This is a genomic window from Pseudomonas sp. XK-1, assembly GCF_038069885.1.
GTDB lineage: Bacteria > Pseudomonadota > Gammaproteobacteria > Pseudomonadales > Pseudomonadaceae > Aquipseudomonas.
Genome location: NZ_JBBPES010000004.1, coordinates 79,481 through 103,240, shown reverse-complemented (window position 1 = coordinate 103,240; position 23,760 = coordinate 79,481). Strand labels below are relative to the sequence as shown.

Sequence of the window (23,760 nt, the reverse complement as noted above, 5' to 3'; positions counted from 1 at the left end):
CAAGGATTTTCGCGGTCATGGCGGAGTGCCGCCCAGACGCTCCTACGGGTTTCGCAGAGCCCGCCAGCCCTGCTGGTAACACTGAGCGCCGCTTGCCATCAGCGCCAGCTAAGGATCGGCCAGCCGGCCTGCTGGGCGTGCTGCAGCAGGGTCGGGTCGGGGTTGACCACGTGGGGCTTGTCGACCACCTGCAGCAGCGGCAGGTCGTTGCGCGAATCGGAGTAGAAGTAGGCACCCTCAAGGGTTTCGCCCTGTTCTTGCAGCCAGGCGTGCAGGCGGTTGACCTTGCCTTCGCGGTAGGTCAGTACGCCCTGGGTGCGGCCGCTGTAGTGGCCGTGCTGCTGTTCCAGGTCGATGGCCAGCACTTCACCGACCTTGAGGCGTTCGGCGATGGCGCTGACCAGAAAGTGCGCCGAGGCGGAAATCACCAGCAGGCGGTCGCCGGCGGCGCGATGGTTGGCCAGGCAGCGGGTGGCGTCGCTGTAGAAGATGGGTTCGATCACGTCCTCGACAAAAGGCTCGACCACATGGGCGACTTCCTCGGCGGTGCGCCCGACCAGGGGCGACAGGGTAAAGGCCATATAGTCTTCCATGGCCAGGCTGCCGGCGGCGTACTGGCGCATCAGCTCCTGCTCATGGGCGATAAAGCTGTCGCCGTCGGCCCAGCCGAGCTTGACCATTTCCTGGGTCCAGAGGCTGGCGCAGTCGCCGCCGATCAGGGTTTCGTCCAGGTCGAAAATTGCCAGGGCCATCAGGCCACCTCACAGATTGCGTTGTCTTCGATGTTCAGATTGATGTGCTGACCGCTGGCGTGCATGTCGCTGGCCGAACGATTCAGCACATCGACCAGCAGTTCGACGCCGCGGGCCTCGACGCGGTAACGGATCACGTTGCCGAGCAGGCTGTGGCTGCGGATCTGCGCCTGGATGCTGCCTTGTGCGCCGATCTGGATGGCTTCCGGGCGGATCGCCACGCGGCTGCCGATCGGCCGGCCGAGCAGATGGCTGGCGGTTGCCGCATCGAGCAGGTTGTAGTTACCGATAAAGCCGGCGGCGAAGGCATCGGCCGGGGCGGTGTAGAGGGTCTCGGCATCGCCGCTCTGGACGATTTTGCCGGCGTTCATCAGCACGATACGGTCGCTCAAGACCAGGGCTTCTTCCTGGTCGTGGGTGACGAAGACGGTGGTCAGGCCCAGCTCGCGCTGGATGGCGCGGATCTGCTCGCGCAGGTGCTTGCGAATCCGCGCATCCAGTGCCGACAGTGGTTCGTCGAGCAGCAACAGGCGCGGGCGGGTGACCAGCGAGCGGGCCAGGGCCACGCGCTGGCACTGGCCGCCGGACAGTTGCTGCGGGTAGCGCTCGGCAAAGTCGTTGAGCTCGACCAACTCCAGCACTTCCTTGACTCGCTGCTCGGCTTCGCTGCCCTTGATCTTCTGCATGCGCAGGCCGAAGGCGACGTTTTGCCGCACGGTCATATTGGGGAACAGCGCATAGCTCTGGAACACCATGCCGATGCCGCGTTTCTGCGGGGCAACGGGCACCAGGTCCTGGCCGTCGAGCCGAATCTGCCCGCCATTGACCCCGGTTAAGCCGGCGATGCAGCGCAGCAGGGTGGATTTGCCGCAGCCGGAAGGGCCGAGCAGGGTGATGAATTCGCCCTTGCCGATCTCGCAGTTGATATCGCTGAAGATCGCGGTTGAGCCGTAACTCTTGTGCAGGCCTTGGATACTCAGATAACTCATGACTGGTCCTTATTCAGGCGGTTGGCCGCCCAGGTCATCAGCAGCACGAACATAAAATAGGAAATCACCAGGGCGCTGGTGAAGTGACCGCTGTCGTTGCGCATGTTGTACAGGTACACCTGCAGGGTCTCGTAGCGGCTGCCCACCAGCAGGTTGGCGAAGACGAACTCGCCGAACAGGAAGCTGAAGGACAGGAACACCGACACCATCAGGCCCTTGCGCAGGTTCGGCAGCACCACCATAAAGGCCGCGCGCCAGGTACTGGCCCCTAGCAGGTGGGCGGCATCCATTAAGTCGCGCAGGTTGATCGCCTGCAGGTTGTTGCTGATCGCCCGGTACATAAAGGGCAGGGCGATGGTGAAGTAGGTGCCGATCAGGATCCACGGCGTACCGAGGATCGCCAGCGGGCCGCCGGCGAACAGCTGCATCAGGCCCACCGAGGACACCACCGGGGGAATGGCGAAGGGCAGCAGGATCAGCACGTTCATCAGCCCGTCGAGCCTGGGGAAGTGGTAGTTGACCACGAACAACAGCGGCAGGATCAGCACCAGCGCCAGCACCAGGGCGGCGAAGCACACCAGCAGCGAGCGGCCGAAGGCGGCGAGAAAGCGTGCATCGCTCCACAGCGCCAGGTACCACTTGAAGGTCAGGCCACTGGGCAGGATGCTCGCCGACCAGCTGGTCGACAGCGAGTAGAGCAGGGTGCCCAGCAGCGGCAGCAGCAGGATCAGAAACAGCAGATAGACCACCAGCTGGTGGAACAGCGGCGAGCGTTTTTCAGCGGGCGACATGGTAGCTCCGGCGCAGCAGCCATTGATGGACGAGGGTGATCAGGGTCATCAGGCCGACCAGGATCATCGCCAGGGCGCTGGCCATGTTCGGGTCGAGGAAGATGTCGCCGGAAACCATCGCCGCGATACGGATCGGCAGGATATTGAAGTTGCCGGTGGTCAGCGCATACACCGTGGCGTAGGCCCCCAGGGCGTTGGCCAGGAGGATGACGAAGGTGCCGAGCAGCGCCGGGGTCAGCACCGGCAGGCCGATATGCCGCCAGAACTGCCAGTTGCTCGCGCCGAGCAGTTCGGCGGATTCGCGCCAGTCTTCGCGCAACGCATCGAAGGCCGGGTACAGCAGCAGCACGCCCAGGGGAATCTGGAAGTAGCTGTAGAGCACGATCAGGCCGGTTTTCGAGTAGAGGTTGAAGTCTTCGATGATCCCCGCCTGCTTGAGCAGGATGGTCAGCGCGCCGTTGAAACCGAGCAGGATGATAAAGGCGAACGCCAGCGGCACCCCGGAGAAGTTGCTGGTCATATTGGAGAAGGCCATGACGAAGTCGCGCAGGCGGCTGCTGACCTGGCGCAACGAATAGCTGCCGAGAATGGCGATGCTGATGCCGATCAGGCTCGACCAGAAACTCACCTCCAGGCTGTGGCGGATGGCCTGGCGGTAGAAGGGCGAGGCGAAGGCTTCCCGGAAGTTGCCCAGGCCCCAGCCATCGCTGGCATTCAGGCTATTACTGGCGACCCAGAGCAGCGGCGCGACCTGAAAGGCGATAAAGAACAGGGCGAAGGGCAGCAGGCACAGCACTGCCAGCCACTTGCCACGTAGGGCTTTGATCACTGCAGAAGCTCCCGGCAGAAGGGTTTGTCATGGGGGATGCCGAGCAGCTCGCAGACCGTTCCGCACAACTCCAGCTGCCTGGGCTGGGCGTTGGGGTCGAGGCTGAAGGCGCTGCCGAGGACAATCAGCGGCACTTCGCGCTCTTCGGCCAGCAGGCCGTTGTGGCTGCGGTCGTTGTTCATGCCATGGTCGGCGGTGACCAGAATCTGGTAGCCGGCATCCAGCCAGGGCTGGATATAGTCGGCCAGCAGCACATCGGCCCGGCGTGCGCTGTTGCGGTACTGCGGGCTGTCGAGGCCGTGCTTGTGGCCGGCGTCGTCGATGTTCATCGGGTGCACCAGCAGCAGGTTGGGCGCATGGCGCAGGCGCAGGCTGTCGGCATCGGCGAACAGGTGCGAATCCGGGTAGTGGTCGGCGTAGTAGAAGTGGCCATGCTGGATAGGCAACTCGGTATCGCTGGTGTGGCGATCGCGGGCGGCCTGGAAAGGGGCGCGGTTATACAGCTCGCTGATCCAGTGATAGGCCGCGGCGGCGGTAGTCAGCCCGGCGTCGCGGGCGTAGTGGAACACGCTGCGTTGGTTCGACAGGCGCACTACATCGTTATGGACGATGCCGCTGTCGATGGGGGCGACACCGGTCAGAATCGCTTCATACAGCGGGCGTGACAGGGCCGGGAGTTCACAGTCGAGCTTATACAGCGCGGCGCGTCCAGCCTGGCAGTAAGCCTGCAGATGCCCCAGCGCATGCTGAGCCACCTGATAGCTCAAGCCATCCAGAACCACGAGGATGACGTTGTACGACATGATTTAAAGCCTTAGCAACCGAATTGGCCCCGGGTTCATCCGGGGCCAGATCGCATCAGTTCATATTGATGATGACGTGTTCCTGCCACAGGCGCGGCAGGGCCTTGGAGGTGTTCTCCCAGGCGGCGGCATCCTTGATCGGCTGCACCTTGGCGTACTGCTCCTGGGGCAGCAGCTTGGATTGCACCTCGGCTGGCAGGGTCAGGTGCTCGGCGCGGATCGGCCGGGCATTGCCCTTGGCCAGGTTGATCTGGCCGGCGTCGCTGAGGATGTACTCGCGGGCCAGCTTGGCGGCGTTGGGGTTCTTCGCCCACTTGTTGATGATGGTGCTGTAGCCGGAGATCACCGAACCGTCGGACGGGATCAGCACCTCGAAGCGCTCGGGGTCGATCTGGTCGCGGTAGCTCAGGCCGTTGAAGTCCCAGACCACGCCGACTTCCACTTCGCCTTTTTCCAGGGTCTGGATGGTCGGGTTGGCCAGCGACAGACGGCCCTGCTTGGCCAGTTCGCCGTAGAACTCCAGGGCCGGTTTGACGTTGCTTTCATCGCCGCCCATGGCGATGGCGGCGGCCAGTACGCCGTTGACCGCCTGCGCGGCGGTGCTGACATCGCCGGCGGAGACTTTATAGGTGCCGGTCTTGAGGTCGGCCCAGGAGCGCGGGATGTCCTTGACCAGCTGCTTGTTGACGATAAAGGCGATGGAGCCGGTGTAGGCCAGCATCCAGTGGCCGTCGCTGTCCTTGGCCCAGGCCGGGATCTGTTCCCAGGTGCTCGGCTTGTACGGCTGGGTCACGCCCTGTTGCACGGCGATGGGGCCGAAGGCCGCGCCGACGTCGCCGATATCGGCGGTGGCGTTGTCCTTCTCGGCGGCGAACTTGGCGATCTCCTGGGCCGAGCTCATGTCGGTGTCCATATGCTTCAAGCCATACAGCTTGTTCAGGTCGACCCAGGTGTCCTTCCAGTTGGCCCAGCTGTCCGGCATGCCCACACTGTTCACCGCGCCTTCGGCGCGCGCGGCTTGTTCCAGTGCTTGCAAGTCCGTTTCAGCAGCCATGGCCGAGGTGGCCAGGGCAATGGCCGAGCCCATCAGTGAGGCCAGCAGCAGTTGTTTCATTGGAAACTCCTTTGCGATCAAAGTGCGTGCGGTGAAAAGTTCTGGTCTAGATCAGCAAGACCCAGGCCAATTTAGGCCAGTTAAATGACAGTTTTATGTAAGTTGGCTATTTGCCGATCTGCAAACCCTTCGCCAGACTGGCGAATGACAAGCGTAGACCATGAATAAGCAGGTGATTACTCGCCTGCAGACGCCGGTTAGCCGGGTTTGTGCTGGACTTGCCAGAAAATTGTCACGGCGCGGTCATCTAGACTGCTTAAACTTGCAACAGAGTTGTCTCGGCTGTGTAAGCCGTTTTATGCCCTGGAATGGGGCTGGACTAGTCCAAATCTGGAGGTCTTGATGCGCGATGAAGCGCCGCGGGCAGTCACTGCCATATGCCGGGCACTGGAGGAGCAGATCGAGCATGGTCTGCTGCCTTCCGGCAGCCAGTTACCGGCCGAGCGCAAGCTCAGCGAGGTGTTCGATACCACCCGTATTACCCTGCGCGAGGCCTTGGGCCAGTTGGAGGCTCAGGGCCTGATTTACCGTGAGGAGCGCCGCGGCTGGTTCGTCTCGCCGCCACGGGTGGCCTATAACCCGCTGGTGCGCAGCCACTTCCATGCCATGGTCGGCGAACAGGGGCGGGTGCCGGCCACCGAGGTGCTGAGCGCTCGGCTGATTCCGGCCAGTGCCGAGATCTGCCAGATACTGGCCTTGCCGGCGTTGTCCAGTGTCTACCAGATTCGCCGCGCGCGGCGCATCGACGGGCGGCTGGTGCTCTATGTCGAGCACTACCTCAATCCGAATTACTTTGCCGGCATCCTCGATTTCGACCTGACCCGTTCGCTGACCGAGCTGTATGCCAGCGAATACGCCATTCATTACGGCCGGGTGCGTTTCGATATGGTGCCCACGGCCCTGCACAGCGAAGCCGCGGCGGCCCTGAAAGTCGCGGTGGGCAGCCCGGCGCTGCGTATCGTGCGGATCAACCGCGACCAGCATGGCCGGCTAATCGATTGCGATCTGGAGTTCTGGCGCCACGACGCCCTGCATGTGAGCGTCGAGGTGCCGGAGTAACGGTAACTGCGTAGGGTGGATGGCGCTTTTTCATCTACCATCGCGGCTTGGTGGATGGATAAAGCGCCATCCACCCTACGATGTCGCGAGGTTTAAGATAAAGAGCGTTACGGCAGTTCAGCACTCGCGTAGAACGCCGTCAGCACTTTCACCAGATGCGCCAGATCATGACTGCCGGCCAGTTCGCGGATCGAGTGCATGGCGAAGGTGGGCAGGCCGATGTCGACGGTGCGCACGCCCAGCTGGCTGGCGGTGATCGGACCGATGGTGGAGCCGCAACCCATATCGCTGCGGGTGACGAAGCTCTGCACCGGCACTTCATTTTCTAGGCACAGGTGGCGGAAGAACCCGGCGGTTTCGCTGTTGGTGGCGTAGCGCTGGTTGCTGTTTATCTTGATCACCGGGCCGGCGTTGAGCTTGGGGCCGTGGTTCTCGTCGTGCTTGTCCGGGTAGTTGGGGTGTACGCCATGGGCGTTGTCGGCGGATACCAGCAGCGAGCGCTGAATGCTGCGCACGAAACCGTCGCCCTCCGGCAGTACCCGGCGCAGCACCTGTTCGAGCATCGGCCCGTCGGCACCGCAGGCCGAACTGGAGCCGACCTCTTCATGGTCGGTACATACCAGTACGCAGCTTTCCTCGTCCGGGGCGGCGAGCAGGGCTTGCAGGCCGGCGTAGCAGGACAGCAGGTTGTCCAGGCGCGCGCCGGCGATAAAGTCGCGATTGATGCCGATGACCGCGGCGCTCTGGGTGTCGTAGAAGCTCAGCTCATAGTCGAGTACGGCATCGGCGCTGAAGTCGTGCTCGCGGGCCAGTTGCTCGGTGAGCAGGGCGCGGAAATCCGCTGCCTCCGGATCGGCCAGCTGGGCCAGGATCGGCGGCAGCTCGGTCTGCGGGTTGATCGCCCAGCCCTGGTTGGCCTCGCGGTTTAGGTGAATGGCCAGGTTGGGGATGGTGGCGATAGGGTCCTGGAAGTCAATCAGCTGGCTTTCCACCTTGCCGTCGCGGCGGTAGGTCACCCGGCCAGCCAGGGACAGGTCGCGGTCGAACCAGGGGGCGAGCAGGGCACCGCCATAGACCTCCACCGCCAACTGGAAGAAGCCCTGGCGCTGCAGCTCCGGCTGCGGCTTGACCCGCAGGCAGGGGCTGTCGGTGTGCGCGCCGACCAGGCGAATACCGCCTTCCACGGGCGAACGCTTGCCCAGCTTGAAGGCGATGATCGAAGAGTCGTTGCGGGTTACGTAATAGCGGCCACCGGCTTCGGTATGCCAGCTGGCACGTTCGTCCAGCTGCTCAAAGCCTGCGGCCTCGAGGCGCTGGGCCAGGCTGCGGGTGGCATGGAAGGGGGAGGGCGAGGCCTTGAGAAATTCGATCAGGCCTTGATTCAGTGAGTCACGCATGTGGTACTCCAGGCGGCAATGGCCGGAGTTTAACGGATTTGCCCTGCCCATTGGGCAGGGCGCATCCACAGATCAGGCGGCGATGCTGACCAGACTCAGCAGATAACCATCGAATTCGGCGAACTGGCCCTGTACTTCGCTGCCGACGGGCCAGTCGGCATGCAGATCGATCAGCAGGCGCAGGCGCGCCTTTTGTTCGCTATCGCAGCTCAGCAGTTCGGCATCCTGGAAATAGAAGTGGCGCAGCACCTGCGGGTAGAGGGCCTTGAACAGGCTTTCCTTGAGCGAGAAGGTCAGGCTGATGCGCTGTGCCCGTTGCGCGGCGGGCAGGCTGTCGAGGCGCAGCAGTTCGGCTGGGGTAAGGATTTCCCCAGCCAGGCGTTCGGCGCGGCTGGCCGGCATGATTTTCTCGATATCCAGGCCCAGGCCGCGCCAATCTGTGCTGTTGCCCACCAATGCACCGGCCCAGCCGCTGCCGTGGGTGATGGAACCGACCATGCCGGCTGGCCACTGCGGTGCGCGGTCTTCGCCACAGGCCGGAACTGCCGCTTTACCGGTCAAGCGCATCAAGGCCTCACGCGCACACAGGCGCCCGGCCAGGTATTCGGCCTGGCGCTTGGCTACGCCGCGCACGGGCTCGACTGCGCAGCGGCTGAAATCCGTCGCACCCAGCAGATCGGGGTTGAAGGTGGTGCTGATCAACTGCACTGACGGCAGTTGGTGCGGTAATGGCCAGTGGTCATTCAGCGGGCTGCAGCAGGATGGCAAGTAGGCTGTATTCATTGGCCTATTCTGCCGCGCGGCGCTTAGTACGGCCAGCTGGCGCAGGCGTTTACATTTCTTTGCAAAGCGGCAACAAAGCTAAACGGAGTTGCCCAGGCTTTTTTGCCACACTGCGGCATGCGTCTCTTCGGGGACGCAGGTGAGGTTGTAGCTGGCGCAGGCCTGAGGCTTGTTCCGGCATTTCTCTGAGAATGAGTACGGGAGCCTGTTTGGGCTCCCGTTTTTTTATGCCTGCCATTTATGGTTGCCACATTTTTGGATGTGGCGCTAGAAATTGGCTAGACAGCCGTTAGAGGTTGCCTGCAACAGAGAGTGGGGCGGGGTGACTCTTCGCCTACGCCGCATAGGTAAGACAAATGCCGGCTGTGCGGGGCACAATCCTCACCAAGATTTGAGCGCAGCCGTACCCCAGGCCGCGATGTGATGACGCTTAGCACTGCGTGACTTGCCCATCCTTGTGCTCAGCTCATTAGCACCAGATAAACCACCGCCATCAGTGCAATCAGGCCCAGCCAGACCTGGGCGTTGGTCCTGCTCAGACCAACCATGCCGACCCCGCGCAGGCGAATTGGCGGTTTTTGGTCGAGGTGGGTATTTATCTGTTCCTGGGCTGCTTGCGGGCTGATGCCCTGGTTCAGGCCAAGCAGGCGAATGGCCTGGTCGTGGTCGCCGCGCAGCATGGCCTGCAAGACTGGTTCGGGTAATTGGCTCATGAGAGGCCCCTCCACTGGCGACAGGCGTTAGAGGGCACCTGCCGGCCAGGGGTCGGTACTTTTCTTCATCAACGGTAAAAACGCTACACGGGTACCCGTTCGCAGAGCTTCCCTTCAGGCATCAAAGGTCTACACTGCGAGCAATAAAAAAAATAAAGTGCCATCCACTGGCCGCTGATGGAGACATCATTCCGTGCATCTGAACCGGGCGTTAAGCCTTCTGGTTGCCGCCGTAGTTGCCTGTTTGAGTCTTGAGGTTTTGGCGCAACCAGAGCCGATTGAAATCACTCCAGCGGCCAGTATTCAGGCCCATTTCCAGTACTGGGAAGACACCGCAGGCGACGCTCAGATTGATCAGGTGGTCAACCTGCCGGATGATCGCTGGTCCCTGGTCGCTAATGGCAGTGCCACTTTCGGCATTACGCAGTCGGCTTACTGGCTACGCTTTGCCGTGCGCAACCAAACCCCACTCAACTTGAACTTGATTGCCGAACTGAGCTACTCCCAGTTGGACGATGTGGTGTTTTACGTCTTTGCCGATGGCGCACCCGTCAAAGAATTGAAAACCGGCGACAGCCGGCCTTTTTATCCACGTGATGTGGATCATCCGAGCATGTTGTTGCGCCTGTCCCTGGCTTCCGAAGAGATGCAGACTGTCTTTGTTCGGGTCGCGACGGCCGGGTCTATGATCGTGCCGCTGCGTATCGCGCGCGAGCAGAGTTTTTTTGAAACCGCCGCCTATGAGTTGAAGCTGCATTTTTTCTACTACGGCTGCATTTTTGTCATCATCTTGATCAACCTTGCGGTGTACCTGAGCCTGCGCGAGAAGCTGTATCTCTACTACGCCCTCGCACTCCTTGGTTATTTGCTGTTTTTCGCCTCCATCAAAGGCTTCAGTTTTCAGCACCTCTATCCCCAGTCGCCGGCACTGCACGCCAAGGCGCTGCTGGTGTCGATACCCGCCCTGGCGCTGTTTTCCCTGCTGTTCTGCCGGGAGTTCCTGAATACCCGAATTAACAGCCCGCGGCTGGATAAAGTGCTGATCGGCATGATGGTCTTCGAGCTGCTGTTCCTCTTCTCCGCGCCTTTTCTCGACTATCACCGGGGTATCCAGCTGGCCTCGTTTTCTGCGCTGTTTTTTTTCTCGCTGCTATTGGTCGCTGGCCCGGTGGTCTGGATGGCAGGTGTGCGGGCCGGGGCATTTTTTACCCTGGCCTGGACGCCCTTGACGATCGGGGTGCTTGCCACTGCGGGGCGCGCGCTCGGGGGCTTTCCTGAGAATTTCTTTACCGAGAACGGCATGCAGATAGGCTCTGCGCTCGAAGCCTTTATCCTGACTCTGGCGCTGGCGGACCGGCTTTATCGTGAACGCGAAGACAAGATCGCCGCCCAGGCCGTCAGCCTGCAGGAGGCGCAGTCGCGCAGTATCGCGCAGGACCTGCTTACCGAGGCCCTGACCCACGACCCTGTGAGCGGGTTACCCAACCGCAACCGTTTTGAGTGGATGGTGGATCAGCAGCTGCAGCAGGCCCCTGAGCGCCGATATATGGTGGGGCTTGCGCGGATTACCCGTTTGGATGAAATCAATCGCACTCTTGGCTTGGCCAGGAGTGAATGGATAATAAAATGTGTGGCGCAGCAGATGGTCGAGCTGGCCGCCGGCCTGCCCTTTATTCAAGCCATTCGCGATGACCAAGGCCGCGAAGAGCGGGTTTATCACCTGTCGGGCGACTGTTTTTGCTTGCTGGTTGACATGGACAAGGCCGGAAACGATTTTTCAGCCCTCAACGTCGCGTTGAGGCGTTTGGCCGAGCCGATATGGCTGGATCACCTGGCTATTGAACTGCAACCTAGCTTCGGTGCGGCCAGTTATCCCGAGCACGGCCGATCTGCCGCCGAGCTTATCCGCAACGCCCATGTCGGCATGGAAATCGCGCCCCGGGACGGTAACGAGACCGGCATTTATTCGCCCAAGTACGATATTTATAACGAGAGCCGCCTGACCCTGATGGCGGACCTGCGCAATGCCCTGCAGCAGAACCAGATGATGCTCTATTACCAGCCCAAGCAGGATCTCAAAACCGGGCAGATTGTCGGCGTGGAGGCCTTGATTCGTTGGCACCATGACGAGCGCGGCTGGGTAAATCCGGCAGATTTCATACCTCTGGCCGAAGGCACGGGCATGATCACCCAGCTGACCCAGTGGGTCATTGGCCAGGCCACGAGAGATCTGGCGGAACTGCACAATGACAACCCCCAATTGAGTGTCGCCATTAATATCTCCGCTCGCGACCTGGAGTCTAGCGAGCTTGAGGATCTACTGAACCTGGCGCTGCAGCAGAGTGGCCTGCAGGCGCGCGCGCTAATCCTGGAAATTACCGAGACGGCGGCCATGCTCGATCCTCTGCGCAGCCTGCAGGCGCTTAATGGTCTGGCTGCACTGGGCTATCAGATATCCATCGACGATTTTGGCAGCGGTTATTCCTCCCTGTCCTACCTCAAGCAACTGCCGGCCTCGGAGCTGAAGCTGGATCGATCACTGATTGAGGATATCTGCATTAGTGAAAGCGCCGATGTGATTGTCGCCACTGCCATCCAGATGGCGCGCAGCCTAGGCTACCGGGTTGTGGGTGAAGGGATTGAAAACGCCGAAACGGCCCTGCGCCTAAAGGCCAAGGGCTGCGACCTTCTTCAGGGTTTTTGGCTGTGCAGGCCCAAGCCGATCAGCGAGCTTAAACAGTGGTTGCAAGCCTTCGAGGCTGACAAGCGCGCGGTTCGGTCATCGGGCCTATAGGCTGGCGCGTTTGTGCCCTCAGGTTTTGCTCGTTCCAAACCCCAATATTGCGCGCTGGTCCAGGGTGAAAACGCTACAACAATTTGCTAGGTATCACGTTGCTCAACCCATCTACTATTTGTCCGCCCTAACCCTCCTGCGCCCGATAAGCCCCCGGCGTTAATCCCGTCCATTTCTTAAACGCCCGATGAAACGCCGAAGGCTCGGAGAACCCCAGCTGTTCGGCAATATCCTGAATCGCCAACTCATCGCGCCCTAGGTGGTAGATGGCCAGGTCGCGGCGCAGGTGGTCTTTGAGTTCCTGAAAGCTCGACCCTTCCTCACGCAGATGCCGGCGCAGAGTTTGTGGGCTCATATGCAGTTGCCGGGCAACGGCATCCAGGTCCGGCCAGTTGCTGCAGTCGCGGCCGAGCAGGCGGCGGATCTGGCTGATCAGGCTGTCGCCGCCATCCGGGCGGGCCAGCAGGTCGGCGGGGGAGTGCTGGAGGAACTGCTTGAGGGTGCGCTCGTCCTGCAGCAGCGGCATGGCCAGATAACGGGCGTGGAACAGCAGGCTGGTGCGCCCAGCCGAGAAGCGCCGGGTGCAGGGGAACAGCAGTTCGTATTCGCCGGCGTGGGCGGGCTCTGTGTAAGTGAAGGTGGCTTCCTCCAGGCGGATGCGCTGGCCGATTAGCCAGCTGCCGAGGCGATGCCAGATCACCAGCAGGCTTTCCACTAGAAAGTGGTCGGGGTCCCACAGGGTCGAGTCGTCCACGGTCAGTCGTGCCCAGTCGCCTTCGCGCTGGATGCTGATGGTCGGTGCTTCGGGGAACAGGCTGTAGAACAGCGCGCCGCGGCCCAGGGCCTTTTCCAGCGAGCGGCAGTGGATGATGGCGTAACACATCATGGCGAAGGTGCCGCGCTTGCTGCGCAGGCGGCCAAAGCCCAGGTACTCGTCGTCCAGGCTTTCCCAGAGCAATTGCAGCAGGCGGGCGAACTGCTCGGGGGCGATGCGCGCGCGCGGCTCGTCGAGCAGCGCCGGCTGAATGCCCAGTTGGCGCAGCAATGGTGTGCAGTCGTGGCCCTGGCGCTCGGCACCACGCAGGGCGGCGCGGACAAAATGGCTGGCGATGGTGCGTTCGCGCATGGGTTGGGCTCGGAAAAGGGCTCGGCGATCTTAGCCAGAGTCGGGTGCCGGCAACAAGCCGCATCCGGTGTTGACCAGCCGCCCTAGTGGGGGGGGGCGCTTTGCGCAGAAAGTGCGATGGGCTGCCTTGGTGCGCACAGCGCACCCTACGTATTGCCGGCAGCTCCGTTGGGTTGCGGCCAGGGCAGGTGCGCCTCGATAAAGGCTTGCAGCTGTTCGGCGGGCATGGGCCGGGCGTAGAGGTAACCCTGCACTTCGAAACAACCCAGCTCATACAGGGCGTGGGCCGTGGCGTTGTCTTCGACGCCTTCGGCTATGGTCGCCAGGCCCAGGGAGCGAGCCATCTGCACGATGGCGGTGACGATCGCGCGGCTGTCGCCGCTGCCGTTGAGGTCGCGGATAAAGGACTGGTCGATCTTCAGCTTGTCCACCGCCAGATGGCGCAGGTAGGCCAGGCTGGAATAGCCGGTGCCGAAGTCGTCGATGGACAGCCGCACGCCCATGGCCTTGAGGCGTTTGAGGGTGTCGAGCACCTGATCGGTCTTGTCGAGCAGGCTCGACTCGGTGATTTCCAGCTCGAGCATCTGCGCGGGCAGCTGCGAGCTGGCCAGGGCCTGCAGCACCAGTTGCTCGACCTTGCCCTGTTGCAACTGGATGGCCGAGATATTCACTGCCACCTGCGCAATGCTCAGCCCGGCGCAATGCCAGGCGGCAGCCTGGTTGCAGGCCTGGTGCAGTATCCATTCGCCCATGGGCACGATCAGCCGGCTCTCTTCGGCGGCGGCGATAAAGCGCCCCGGCGGCAGCAGGCCCAGTTCCGGATGCTGCCAGCGCACCAGGGCCTCGACGCCGATCAGCGTGCCGCTGCGCAGGTCGATCTGCGGCTGGTAGTGCAGCAGCAACTCATGGTTGTCGATGGCCTGGCGCAGGCCGTTGAGCAGGGTGAGGTGTTCCAGGGCTTCGTCGTTCATCGCCGCATCGAAGAAACGCCAGGTCTGCCGACCATCCTGTTTGGCCTTGTACATGGCGGTTTCGGCGTTGCGCAGCAGGCTTTCGAAACTGTTGCCGTCGTGGGGGGCGAGGGCGACGCCAAGGGACAGCGAGGTGCTGATGCTGCGGCCGAGGATGCTGAAGGGCTGTCGCACCTGCTGCATGATTTGCAGGGCCATGTTGGCGGCATCGTCGGCATGCTCCAGTTCGCGCAGGAGCATGATGAACTCGTCGCCACCGGAGCGGCACAGGGTGTCGCCAGCCTTGAGCAGCGGCCGCAGGCGCTCGGCCAGGCCGCGCAGCAGGGCATCGCCATAGGAGTGGCCGAGGGAGTCGTTGAGGGTCTTGAAGCCGTCGACATCCATGAATATCAGGGCGACACATTCGGGGCTGCCGCGCTGGGCGACCAGGGCCTGGTCGGTGCGGTCGCGCAGTAGGTCGAGATTGGGCAGGCCGGTCAGGCTGTCGTAGAAGGCCAGCACCTCGATCTTCTGCTCCGCGGCCTGGCGCTCGGCTATTTCGGCGGCCAGGCGGCGATAGGGTTCATGCACACTGGAAACGAACACCACGCGGTAGATAAACCAGTAGGACAGTACCTTGTACAGATGGCCGAGCAGGCTGTAGATGTCGTTGACGTTGCTGTAGGCGGTAAAGCACAGCTCGGACAGCAGTGAGAGGGCCACCGCGAGAAACAGGCCGGCGGCATCGTAAGGCTGCGGGCCCAGGCTGTCACGCCAGAACAGCAGCGCCGCCAGGGCGAACAGGGCAATGATCAGCCACTCCAGGCGGACCTTCAGCGGGGTCAGGCCCTGGCCATCGATAAACATCTGCGGGAACCAGTGCGGGTGCCACAGTTGCAGGTAGGTAAACAGCGCGCTGACCAGCAAGGCCGCGGCCAGCAGCAGGTAGCGGCTATGGCTGCGGCGCAGCGGCATCCAGGGGCGCAGAGCCACGGCGAGCAGGCATAGTGCGGCCACCAGACGTGCCGCCAGCCAGAAATCGATCGCCTTGTTCGAGCTGGCCGGGGTGATGAAATCGGGCATGCTGCGATAGGACAGGACATGGACGAAGTCCAGCAAACCCACAGCGAGAAAGCCGCAGGCGAGGATCAGCAGGTTGCCGGCGCTCTCGGCGCGGTAGCTGTGCCAGGTGACGCTGAACACCAGGATGGCCACCGTGATGGCGAAGAACTCGGTGCTGGTATGCAGCCATGCGGGAAACCAGCCGTGGCTCAGTTTCAGCTCGGAGGACGAGGGCAACAGCCACACCAGTATAAGTACTAGCGCCAGGCTGCTGAGCAGGGTGTAGCTGAAACGATTTGTCTGGGCGGCCTGGGGGCGGGTGGCGGATAAGGTATCGGGCATCAAGGTCTGCCAGTGCGGAAGTTGAAGGTCGGCCTAGCCTAGGGGCTGCGCGGTGCGCTAATTATTCATGAGTTTTACAGGGTTATGACGACTATAGCCAAGGGCCGCGATGCTGCTTAAGTCTTAGACCGTGGCGGATTGAGTCAATCCAGGCTGAGCGCATGGGTCATTGAGGCGGCGGGCGCGTGGGGCCTAACCTGCTGTACGACTTCAGCTCAGGGAGCACAGCCGCATGCAGCGCCTTATTTTCGACACCGAACACAATATGTTCCGCGACGCCTTCGCCGCTTTTCTGAAAAAGGAAGTGGTGCCGCATCAGGACGAATGGGAAGCGGCCGGCGTGGTCAGCCGCGAGGTGTGGAAGAAGGCCGGTGACATGGGCTTTCTGCTGCCTTGGGCGGATGAGGAGTATGGCGGCGCGGGGCTCAAGGACTTCCGTTACGAGCAGATCATGTGCGAGGAGCTGGCGAAGATAAACGAGCCGGGCTTTATGCTGCCGCTGCACTCGGCGCTGTGCGGTCCCTATATCGCCGAGTACGGCAACGCCGAGCAGAAGGCGCGTTTTATGCCAGGGATTATCAGCGGTGAGCTGATCCTCGCGGTGGCGATGACCGAACCGAGCGCCGGCTCGGACCTCGCCGGCATGCGCACCAGTGCGGTGGAGCAGGGCGATCACTATGTGCTCAACGGCTCCAAGGTATTTATCTCCAACGGCCTGCTGGCCGATGTGGTGATAGTCGCGGCCAAGACAGACCCGGCCAACAAGCACGCCATGGGCCTGTTCCTGGTCGAGCGGGGTATGGAAGGCTTCGAGCGCGGCAAAAACCTGGAAAAGCTCGGCATGAAGAGCCAGGACACCGCCGAGCTGTTTTTCAATAACGTCAAGGTGCCCAAGGCCAACCTGCTGGGCGACGCCAAGGGCGGCTTCTTCTACCTGATGAACATGCTCGCCCAGGAACGCCTGACCAACGCCTGCGGCGCGGTGGCGGCGGCCGAGGCGGCGCTGCAGGTGACCATCGATTACGTGCGCGAGCGCAAGGCCTTCGACCGGCCGATCTCGCACTTCCAGAACACCCGTTTCAAGCTGGCCGAGATGCGCACGCAGATCGACGTGGCGCAGGTGTTTGTCGACCGCTGCGTAACCGATCACAACGAAAAGAAACTCACCCCGGAAGTGGCTGCCGAGGCCAAGCTGTTCACCACCGAACTGCTGTGCAAGGTGGTCGATGAGGGTGTGCAGCTGCACGGCGGCTGGGGTTACATGTGGGAATACCCGATCTGCAAGATGTACGCGAACGCGCGCATTCAGCGCATCTTCGCCGGCACCTCGGAAATCATGAAAGAAATTATCAGCCGTGGCATGAAGCTCTGAGCACGAGGGTTACAGGTTGCCTGCAGAGCTGGCAGGTTTTGCAAAATCCGTAGGAGCGGTGGGGACGCCTGGGCCTTGGCCGCGATGTTTCTATGGTTACTTCACTTCGCGGGCAAGCCCGCTCCTATAAGGTGCAATGTCTAATGTCTCAGAGGTTAATCCGAACGCGTACAGGGTGGCTGTGCAAGCGCTAAGGTTTCTGTCTGCCAAACAATAAGAACGAGGGACTGCGATGATCGATCAACTGCCCCTGGAGCGCCTGGCGCTCTGGGTCGAGAAACGCCCCGATGCGGTCTGGCTGAGCCAGCCGGTTAACGGCCAGTGGCATGACTTCACCTGGACGCAGGTGGATGAGCAGGCGCGGCGCATGGCCACGGCCTTGCATGCGCTGGGTTGCGCACCGGGTGATCGGGTCGCGCTGCTGGCGAAGAACTGCGCCGAGTGGATCATCGCCGACCTGGCGATCATGCTCGCTGGGTTGGTTAGCGTGCCCTTGTATCCGCTGCAATCGGCCGAGAGCATCGACTACGTGCTGCGCCATTCGCAGTGCAAGGTGATCTTCCTCGGCAAGCTGGATGAGCCGGCCAAGCTCGCGCCGGGCATTCCGGCCGAAGTTATTCGTATCGCCATGCCGTATCCGACGATCCAGGCCAGCCACGGCTGGCATGCCTTGTTGGCGGCGCATCAGCCGTTACGCGATGGCCACACGCAGGCACCGGATGAGTTGCTGAGCATCCTCTATACCTCTGGCACCACCGGCCAGCCCAAGGGCGTGATGCTCTCTGCCAAGGCCTTTGCCATAGCCGGTGGGCGCTCGGTAAAGGAGCTGCAGATTACCGAGCAGGATCAGTATTTCTCCTATCTGCCGCTGTCGCATGCAGCCGAGCGTTTTCTGGTGGAGATGAATGCGCTGTACAGCGGCGGGCGGGTGGCCTTTGTCGAGTCGCTGGAGACCTTCGCCAGCGACCTGCGCCATGTGCGGCCAACCGTGTTCTTCTCCGTGCCACGCCTGTGGACGCGCTTTCAGCAGGGCGTGCTGGAAAAGCTGCCGCAGCCCAAGCTGGCGCGTCTGCTCCGCATTCCGCTGATCGGCGGCCTGGTGGCGCGCAAGATTCGCAAGGGCCTGGGCCTGGATCGGGCGCGCATTCTGGTCAGCGGCGCGGCGGCGATTCCGCGCGCGCTGCTCGACTGGTATCAGAGCATCGGCATCACCATCTGCGAGGGCTACGGCATGACCGAGCACCTGGCCTACGGCTGTTTCAATCGGCCGGGGCAGGTGCGTTTTGGCACCGTGGGCCGGCCGATGCCGGGCAATGAGTTGCGCATCGCCGAGAATGGCGAAATTCTTCTGCGCTGCCCAAGCCTGATGCTGGGCTACTACCAGGACCCGGAGAAAACCGCCGAAACCATCACCGATGGCTGGCTGCATACCGGTGACAAGGGCGAGGTCGATGCGGCCGGTTACCTGAAAATCACCGGGCGGGTGAAGGACATCTTCAAGACCAGCAAAGGCAAGTACATTGCCCCGGCACCGATTGAAGGCGAGATCGCCAAGAACCTCTGGGTCGAGCAAGTGTGTCTGATGGGTAGCAACCTGGATCAACCACTGGCGCTGATCGAGCTGTCGCCGGCGGCCCGTGAGCAGGCGCGTGAACAGGTGGCGGCCGACCTCGCGCAGACTTTGCAGCAGCTTAATGCCCAGCTTGAGGCCCACGAGCGGCTTAGCCACTTTGTCCTGGTGCGCGAGGCCTGGACCGTGGATAACGGCTGCATGACCCCAACCATGAAAATCCGCCGCAACGTACTGGAAGCACGCTTTGCCGATCAGCTAAGCGAGCTGGATGCCAAGCAGCCGCTGCATTGGCAGTGAGGCGTGTGCTTTTGTAGGAGCCAGCTTGCTGGCGAGCAATTGCCATACAACAGCAGCGCCAGCGATTGATTTGTTCAGGACCGTAGGATGGGTTGAGCGCAGCGATACCCATCGGCATTAACGATTACCCCAAGGAGCTGTTATGTCTGGCCCGCTGTCGTCATTGAAAGTGCTGGATTTTTCCATCCTGTTGCCGGGGCCCTTCGCCTCCCTGCTGCTGGCCGATATGGGCGCGCAAGTGCTGCGGGTCGAGTCGCCCAGCCGTATGGATCTGGTGCGCGTATTGCCGCCGCACGATGGCGGCGTATCGGCCAGCCACGCCTACCTCAACCGCAACAAGCGCTGCATCGCCCTGGACCTGAAACAGGCCGAGGCGGTGGCGATGGTCAAGCAGCTGGTGGCCGAGTACGACATCGTGCTGGAGCAGTTTCGCCCTGGGGTGATGGACAAGCTCGGCGTCGGTTATGAGGCGCTGAAGGCGATCAACCCGAAGCTGATCTACGTGTCGATCACCGGTTACGGCCAGAGCGGTCCGTACAAGGACCGCGCCGGGCATGACATCAACTACCTGGCCTTGGCCGGTATCGCCAGCTACACCGGGCGACGTGAAACCGGGCCGTTGCCGCTGGGGATTCAGGCGGCGGATATTGCTGGCGGCTCGCTGCACGGGGTGATCGGCCTGCTGGCGGCGGTGATTCAGCGTCAGGCCACGGGGCAGGGCCAGCAGGTGGACATCAGCATGACCGACTGCGCCTTCAGCCTGCATGGCATGGCCGGCGCGGGCTATCTGGCCGCCGGGGTGGAACCGGCGATGGAAAACCAGGCGCTGAATGGCGGCAGCTTCTACGACTACTACCGCACCCGCGACGGCCGCTGGTTCTCGGTGGGCAGCCTGGAGCCGCAGTTTATGCAGCAGTTCTGCGCCGCCATTGGCCGCCCGGAGCTGGCATCTCGCGGTCTGTCGCCCAAGCCCGAGGATCAGCAGGCGCTCAAACGCGAGATCGAAATCGAGTTCGAGAAGCGCGACTTCGCCGAGTGGAATCAGGTGTTCGCCGGGCTGGATGCCTGCGTGGAACCCATGCTCAACCTCAGCGAGGCGGTCGAACACCCGCAGCTCAAGGCTCGCGGCCTGGTTACCGAAGTGCCGCGGGCTGGCAGTGAGCCGCAGCGGCAGATCGCCTGCCCGATCAAGTTCTCCTCGGGGTTGCCAGCGCCCCGCCATATCGGCGCGGCATTGGGCGCGCATACCGAGCAGGTGCTGGCCGAGCTGGGCTACTCGGCCGAACGGATTGCCGAGCTGAAGGCCAACAAGGTCGTGGCCTGAGTAGTTGGTGAAATAGCTGCCGGCTTTAGTGCTCGGTCAGCGTCAGCAGGATATCGGCATACCAGGTGCAGTTCAGACCCAGGGCTTCATCGAGCTTGAGGTCGCGGGTGCCGACATCCAGCCGTGCCGAGTGCACGCCCAGCAGCAGCCAGGGCAGGTCGCCGAGGCGTTCTGCGCGGTTGGCCTCTGCCCGGGTGACCACGGGGGCACCGCTGGTGCCGCGGTGGGTGCGGGCATCGCTGAGGAAATAACCCTCGCCCTGGAAACGCAGGCCGAAGGAGGAGGCGATCACCGCCTGGCGCACCACGGGCATATGGTGCAGCTGGTCGTGAAAGCCCAGGGGGAAGCCGACCACCAGCAGGGAGCTGCCCACCTCGACCTGATCGCTGGGCTGCAGCAGGTGCTCGGGGGTGAAGGCGCGGTAGACCATGGTGTCCGGCAGGGCCGCCCGTTCCAGTTCGATCACCGCCACGTCGATCTCGCCGGTGGCATCGTTACCCTGCCGCCAGAGGCTCTGGCCGTCGCGGTACAGGGGTACCGAGAAACCGATGGACTGTGCCATGTTGCTGGCGTCGGTGTGCAGTTCGATCTCGATCCGGTCGGGGAAATGCTCGCTGTCGGCATCCACCATCACGTGGCGGCTGGTGACCAGAAACAGTCGCTCGCCGCGCTCGAAGAAGAAGCTGCTGGCGTTGGTGCGCAGGCTCTGCTGGTTGAAGGTGGAAATCCGGGCGGTACTGAGCAGTATGGGTTCGATCATCGACGGGTCCTTGCAGTTTGGGGCAACCAGGGGGTAGATACTCGACTGGGCAAGGCATCCAAGGTTATGACAGTCGCCAGGCCGTTACTGTTGCATGCTTAGCCGCAAGCCTGGGGCTTTTCTCTGCCCGAGGCATTGAGGCGCTGCGTTTTCGACTCGCAAAAAGCTGCGTTTTCAGTCATAAGCCTGCAGCATCCGCGCCGCTATGGCCGTCCGGGGAACGGAAACTATGTATCAGGGTGAAAGATTCAATGCCTGGACTCATCTGATCGGGGCCGTTCTGGCCTGTATCGGGGCGGTCTGGTTGCTGGTGTTGGCGAGCCTGGACGGCGAGCCGCGCAAGATTGTCAGCGTGGCCATCTACGGTCTGACCCTGGTGCTGCTTTACAGCATCTCGACCCTGTACCACAGCCTGCAGGGCCGGACGAAGGTGGTGATGCGCAAGCTCGACCATCTGTCGATCTACCTGCTGATCGCCGGCAGCTATACGCCGTTCTGCCTGGTTACCCTCTACGGGCCCTGGGGCTGGTCGCTATTCGGCGTGGTCTGGGGGCTGGCGCTGGTCGGTATGCTGCAGGAGATCAAGCCGCGCTCCGAGGCGCGGGTGCTGTCGATCCTGATCTATGCGCTGATGGGCTGGATCGTGCTGGTCGCGGTCAAGCCTCTGCTCGCGGCGCTGGGTACCGCGGGGTTTACCTGGCTGGCGGGCGGTGGTGTGCTCTATACGGTGGGCATCATCTTTTTCGCCTACGACAGCCGTTTCCGTCACTGGCATGGCATCTGGCACCTGTTTGTGATGGCCGGCAGCCTGATGCACTTTGTTGCGGTGCTGTTTTACGTTCTGTAGTGCGAGCTGCTAGGCCTGTTCGACGTTGGTGCGCACAGCGCACCCTACGAGGTCAGGGCTGTGCGCACTCAAGCGCCGCTGCCTGGGTCATGGCCTTATTCGACGCGCTGCTCGCCGGTATAGCTCAGGGTCACCTTGCAGCGCCGGCAGTAATAGCGGCGACCCTTGGTCACCATGGCATGGCGCTGCGCCGAGAAGGGGAATTCGCCCTGGGGGCAGCTGCAGCTGTAGATATAGCGGCTGACCGCACGGCGTTGCACGGCATAGCTGTGGCAGCGATTGGGCGGCAGCTCGTAGACGCCGCGCATGATCAGCTGCCATTCCTCGCCATGGGGCTGGATCTTCAGGCCGAACAGCTGATGGGCGATCAGGTGGGCGACCTCGTGGGGCACCGTCTGTCTTAGGAAGTCTTCGCGGTTTTCCCGGTACAGCTGCGGGTTGAAGCGCAGCTTGTTCTCCGTCAGGTGGGCGACGCCAGCCTTCTGTCCACGCAGCTTGAAACTCACTTCGGCGCGGGCAAAGGGTCGCTTGAAAAAGGCTTCGGCCTGCTGGTAGCAGCGTTCGACATGGCTGAGCAGTTGTTCGGGCATGGACGGCGCTTGTCAGGGGCGGGCAGGCGATTATGCCCAAGGTGCGGGCCGAGCACAGCCCCGAAACGACGAAACCACCTAGTGGTGGTTTCGTCTGTTGCGTCAAGCCTTGCTAGCTGGTGTAGACGGGACCAACGCCGAAGCCCCAGAGGATCACCGAGGCGGCAATCATCGCCACCAGCACAACCAGGCCTACTGCCAGTACCGAGCTGGAGAACATAAAGCCTTCTTCCTCGGGTATGCCCATAAAGGTCGGTATGCCGACATACAGCAGATACACGGTGTAGCAGATGGCTGCCGTGCCCACCACCATGGCCAGCCACAGGTGCGGATAGAGTGCCGCCAGTCCGCCGATAAACAGCGGGGTGGCGGTGTAGGCGGCGAACACCACGCATTGGGTCAGGTTGGGGCTGGCGTCGTAGGTACGCGCCATCCAGTGGATGAAGGCCCCCATCACCGCAATCCCGGCGAGCATCGCCAGGTAGGTCATGATGGTCATCTGCAGTGCGCTTGCTTCAGTCAGCATCACCGGTGCTCGGTCACCAATTGACCAGCCAACCTGGGTAGTGCCGATAAAGGCCGAGATCGCGGGAATTGCCGCGAGAATCAATACATGGGTGAGATACATGTGGCTGATGGTTTCTTCTTCGCCACGAATTTCCTGCCATTCCTGATCGGGATGGGTGAAGAGCCCCCAAACGTGATGGATCATGCCAGACACCTCCTTTTATTATGCGGTCGCCCCCCAGCGCGGTGCCCGGCGCGCGTGTGCAGCGCCACCGGGTACGCGGCCGAACCTATGCGACCGTATGTCGCAGTATAGGCAGCGATCGGCGCGGGAGGAGGGGCTGCTTAGAGCAAATCGGACTCTCAAGGCTTCCCGTAATAGCGTTCCAGGATTTCCATGGCCTTGTTGATCGATTGCAGGCGGGCGGTGCTGCCGCCACGGTCGGGGTGGTGCTGGCTGACCAACTGGCGATAGCGGTGCTTGATAATGGCGAGGCTGAGTGCTTGCGGGGCGTCGTCCAGTTCGAACAGCTCCAGCGCCGCGCGTTTTTCCTCGCCGCCCTGCATGCGGGTCCAGAAACTGGCCAGAAGCGTCTCCACGTCGCGCTCGTCGGTTGCGCGCAGCTGGTCGAGGTCCAGGTAGTAATCGCGCAAGGGGTCATGTTCGGCGAGTTCGGCGCGCCCGGGCTCATAGGGCAGCAACTGGATATGCAGCGGCTCGATCCGCACAAAGCCGGTACCCTCGGCCCAGAGCCGCTCGCGCAGGCGGTAGAGTGCGTTGAACAGCAGAAAGTGCGTGCGAAACAGCACCAGCTTGTCGGTCAGCGGCAGGTGGGGGATATGGCTGCAGTGACGGTCTTTGAGCTGCTGGATCAGCTGGTATTCGCCCATGCCGGCCGGGGCGGCCAGCAGCAGTTGGTGGACGTGCTCGCAGAGGTCGAGGCTGGGGTCGAGTTCATCGTTCATCGGCTGCGTTCGGGGTCCTG

At 62.3% G+C, this 23,760-nt stretch carries 21 protein-coding genes; 6 read left to right on the top strand and 15 right to left on the bottom strand.

Annotated features, from left to right (window positions below; translation table 11 throughout):
- Positions 1-98 precede the first annotated feature (98 nt).
- From WMW70_RS11445 to WMW70_RS11420, 6 genes are read right to left on the bottom strand one after another with little or no spacing between them, the layout of a single operon-like run.
- A complete protein-coding gene (locus WMW70_RS11445) occupies positions 99-752 on the bottom strand; it encodes an HAD family hydrolase (protein WP_341437640.1) in 654 nt (217 codons plus the stop codon).
- A complete protein-coding gene (locus WMW70_RS11440; RefSeq protein ID WP_341437639.1) occupies positions 752-1,741 on the bottom strand; it encodes an ABC transporter ATP-binding protein in 990 nt (329 codons plus the stop codon). Before WMW70_RS11440 ends, WMW70_RS11445 begins: the two co-directional genes overlap by 1 nt.
- On the bottom strand, positions 1,738-2,532 hold the full coding sequence (locus tag WMW70_RS11435) for an ABC transporter permease (protein WP_341437638.1): 795 nt from the start codon (positions 2,530-2,532) through the stop codon (positions 1,738-1,740). Before WMW70_RS11435 ends, WMW70_RS11440 begins: the two co-directional genes overlap by 4 nt.
- Positions 2,519-3,358, bottom strand: a complete 840-nt coding sequence (locus WMW70_RS11430; protein WP_341438044.1) for an ABC transporter permease — start codon at positions 3,356-3,358, stop codon at positions 2,519-2,521. Before WMW70_RS11430 ends, WMW70_RS11435 begins: the two co-directional genes overlap by 14 nt.
- Complete coding sequence (locus tag WMW70_RS11425; protein ID WP_341437637.1) at positions 3,358-4,164, bottom strand: alkaline phosphatase family protein; 807 nt, start codon at positions 4,162-4,164, stop codon at positions 3,358-3,360. The genes WMW70_RS11430 and WMW70_RS11425 overlap by 1 nt, the downstream gene beginning before the upstream one ends.
- A 55-nt stretch (positions 4,165-4,219) precedes the next feature.
- Positions 4,220-5,278 carry an ABC transporter substrate-binding protein gene (locus WMW70_RS11420; protein ID WP_341437636.1) on the bottom strand — a complete coding sequence of 353 codons (1,059 nt, stop codon included), beginning with the start codon at positions 5,276-5,278 and terminating at the stop codon, positions 4,220-4,222.
- Between the two features lie 342 nt (positions 5,279-5,620).
- Between WMW70_RS11420 and WMW70_RS11415 the strand changes: the two genes are divergently transcribed.
- Positions 5,621-6,337, top strand: a complete 717-nt coding sequence (locus WMW70_RS11415; RefSeq protein WP_325509097.1) for a UTRA domain-containing protein — start codon at positions 5,621-5,623, stop codon at positions 6,335-6,337.
- 107 nt (positions 6,338-6,444) lie between these two features.
- On the opposite strand, the gene WMW70_RS11410 is transcribed toward WMW70_RS11415, so the two are convergent.
- The 3 genes from WMW70_RS11410 to WMW70_RS11400 all read right to left on the bottom strand — a co-directional run bounded on the left by WMW70_RS11410 (position 6,445) and on the right by WMW70_RS11400 (position 9,230).
- Complete coding sequence (locus tag WMW70_RS11410; protein WP_341437635.1) at positions 6,445-7,734, bottom strand: M18 family aminopeptidase; 1,290 nt, start codon at positions 7,732-7,734, stop codon at positions 6,445-6,447.
- Positions 7,735-7,806: 72 nt separating this feature from the next.
- Positions 7,807-8,517, bottom strand: coding sequence for a 4'-phosphopantetheinyl transferase family protein (locus WMW70_RS11405; RefSeq protein WP_341437634.1), 711 nt, complete (start codon positions 8,515-8,517; stop codon positions 7,807-7,809).
- 461 nt (positions 8,518-8,978) lie between these two features.
- Positions 8,979-9,230 (bottom strand): hypothetical protein, encoded by a 252-nt coding sequence (locus WMW70_RS11400; RefSeq protein WP_341437633.1) that lies wholly within the window; start codon positions 9,228-9,230, stop codon positions 8,979-8,981.
- Positions 9,231-9,423: 193 nt separating this feature from the next.
- Between WMW70_RS11400 and WMW70_RS11395 the strand changes: the two genes are divergently transcribed.
- On the top strand, positions 9,424-12,024 hold the full coding sequence (locus tag WMW70_RS11395) for an EAL domain-containing protein (RefSeq protein ID WP_341437632.1): 2,601 nt from the start codon (positions 9,424-9,426) through the stop codon (positions 12,022-12,024).
- Between the two features lie 127 nt (positions 12,025-12,151).
- Here the strand turns inward: WMW70_RS11395 and WMW70_RS11390 are convergent, their stop codons facing one another.
- Together WMW70_RS11390 and WMW70_RS11385 are read right to left on the bottom strand one after the other, a co-directional pair.
- Positions 12,152-13,150: an AraC family transcriptional regulator gene (locus tag WMW70_RS11390; protein WP_341437631.1), complete on the bottom strand. Its 999-nt coding sequence runs from the start codon at positions 13,148-13,150 to the stop codon at positions 12,152-12,154.
- Positions 13,151-13,296: 146 nt separating this feature from the next.
- The gene (locus WMW70_RS11385) at positions 13,297-15,504 is read right to left on the bottom strand and encodes a bifunctional diguanylate cyclase/phosphodiesterase (RefSeq protein ID WP_341437630.1); all 2,208 of its coding nucleotides are present in this window, start codon (positions 15,502-15,504) and stop codon (positions 13,297-13,299) included.
- A 232-nt stretch (positions 15,505-15,736) separates the two neighbouring features.
- Here WMW70_RS11385 and WMW70_RS11380 point away from each other — a divergent pair, with 232 nt between their 5' ends.
- The 3 genes from WMW70_RS11380 to WMW70_RS11370 all read left to right on the top strand — a co-directional run bounded on the left by WMW70_RS11380 (position 15,737) and on the right by WMW70_RS11370 (position 20,070).
- Entirely contained in the window at positions 15,737-16,876 is a 1,140-nt protein-coding gene (locus tag WMW70_RS11380; protein WP_341437629.1) for an acyl-CoA dehydrogenase family protein, read from the top strand.
- A gap of 232 nt (positions 16,877-17,108) precedes the next feature.
- The gene (locus WMW70_RS11375) at positions 17,109-18,746 is read left to right on the top strand and encodes an AMP-binding protein (protein ID WP_341437628.1); all 1,638 of its coding nucleotides are present in this window, start codon (positions 17,109-17,111) and stop codon (positions 18,744-18,746) included.
- Positions 18,747-18,888: 142 nt separating this feature from the next.
- The gene (locus WMW70_RS11370; protein ID WP_341437627.1) at positions 18,889-20,070 is read left to right on the top strand and encodes a CaiB/BaiF CoA transferase family protein; all 1,182 of its coding nucleotides are present in this window, start codon (positions 18,889-18,891) and stop codon (positions 20,068-20,070) included.
- A gap of 25 nt (positions 20,071-20,095) precedes the next feature.
- Here WMW70_RS11370 and WMW70_RS11365 read toward each other — a convergent pair whose 3' ends face one another.
- The gene (locus WMW70_RS11365; protein WP_341437626.1) at positions 20,096-20,830 is read right to left on the bottom strand and encodes a S1 family peptidase; all 735 of its coding nucleotides are present in this window, start codon (positions 20,828-20,830) and stop codon (positions 20,096-20,098) included.
- A gap of 229 nt (positions 20,831-21,059) precedes the next feature.
- Here WMW70_RS11365 and trhA point away from each other — a divergent pair, with 229 nt between their 5' ends.
- Positions 21,060-21,677: a PAQR family membrane homeostasis protein TrhA gene (gene trhA / locus WMW70_RS11360; protein ID WP_341437625.1), complete on the top strand. Its 618-nt coding sequence runs from the start codon at positions 21,060-21,062 to the stop codon at positions 21,675-21,677.
- Positions 21,678-21,772: 95 nt separating this feature from the next.
- Here trhA and WMW70_RS11355 read toward each other — a convergent pair whose 3' ends face one another.
- From WMW70_RS11355 to WMW70_RS11345, 3 genes are all read right to left on the bottom strand, one after another.
- Positions 21,773-22,267 (bottom strand): SprT family zinc-dependent metalloprotease, encoded by a 495-nt coding sequence (locus WMW70_RS11355; RefSeq protein ID WP_341437624.1) that lies wholly within the window; start codon positions 22,265-22,267, stop codon positions 21,773-21,775.
- A 112-nt stretch (positions 22,268-22,379) separates the two neighbouring features.
- Positions 22,380-22,979, bottom strand: a complete 600-nt coding sequence (locus WMW70_RS11350; protein ID WP_341437623.1) for a Yip1 family protein — start codon at positions 22,977-22,979, stop codon at positions 22,380-22,382.
- Positions 22,980-23,137: 158 nt separating this feature from the next.
- Complete coding sequence (locus WMW70_RS11345) at positions 23,138-23,740, bottom strand: DNA-J related domain-containing protein (RefSeq protein ID WP_341437622.1); 603 nt, start codon at positions 23,738-23,740, stop codon at positions 23,138-23,140.
- Positions 23,741-23,760 lie beyond the last annotated feature (20 nt).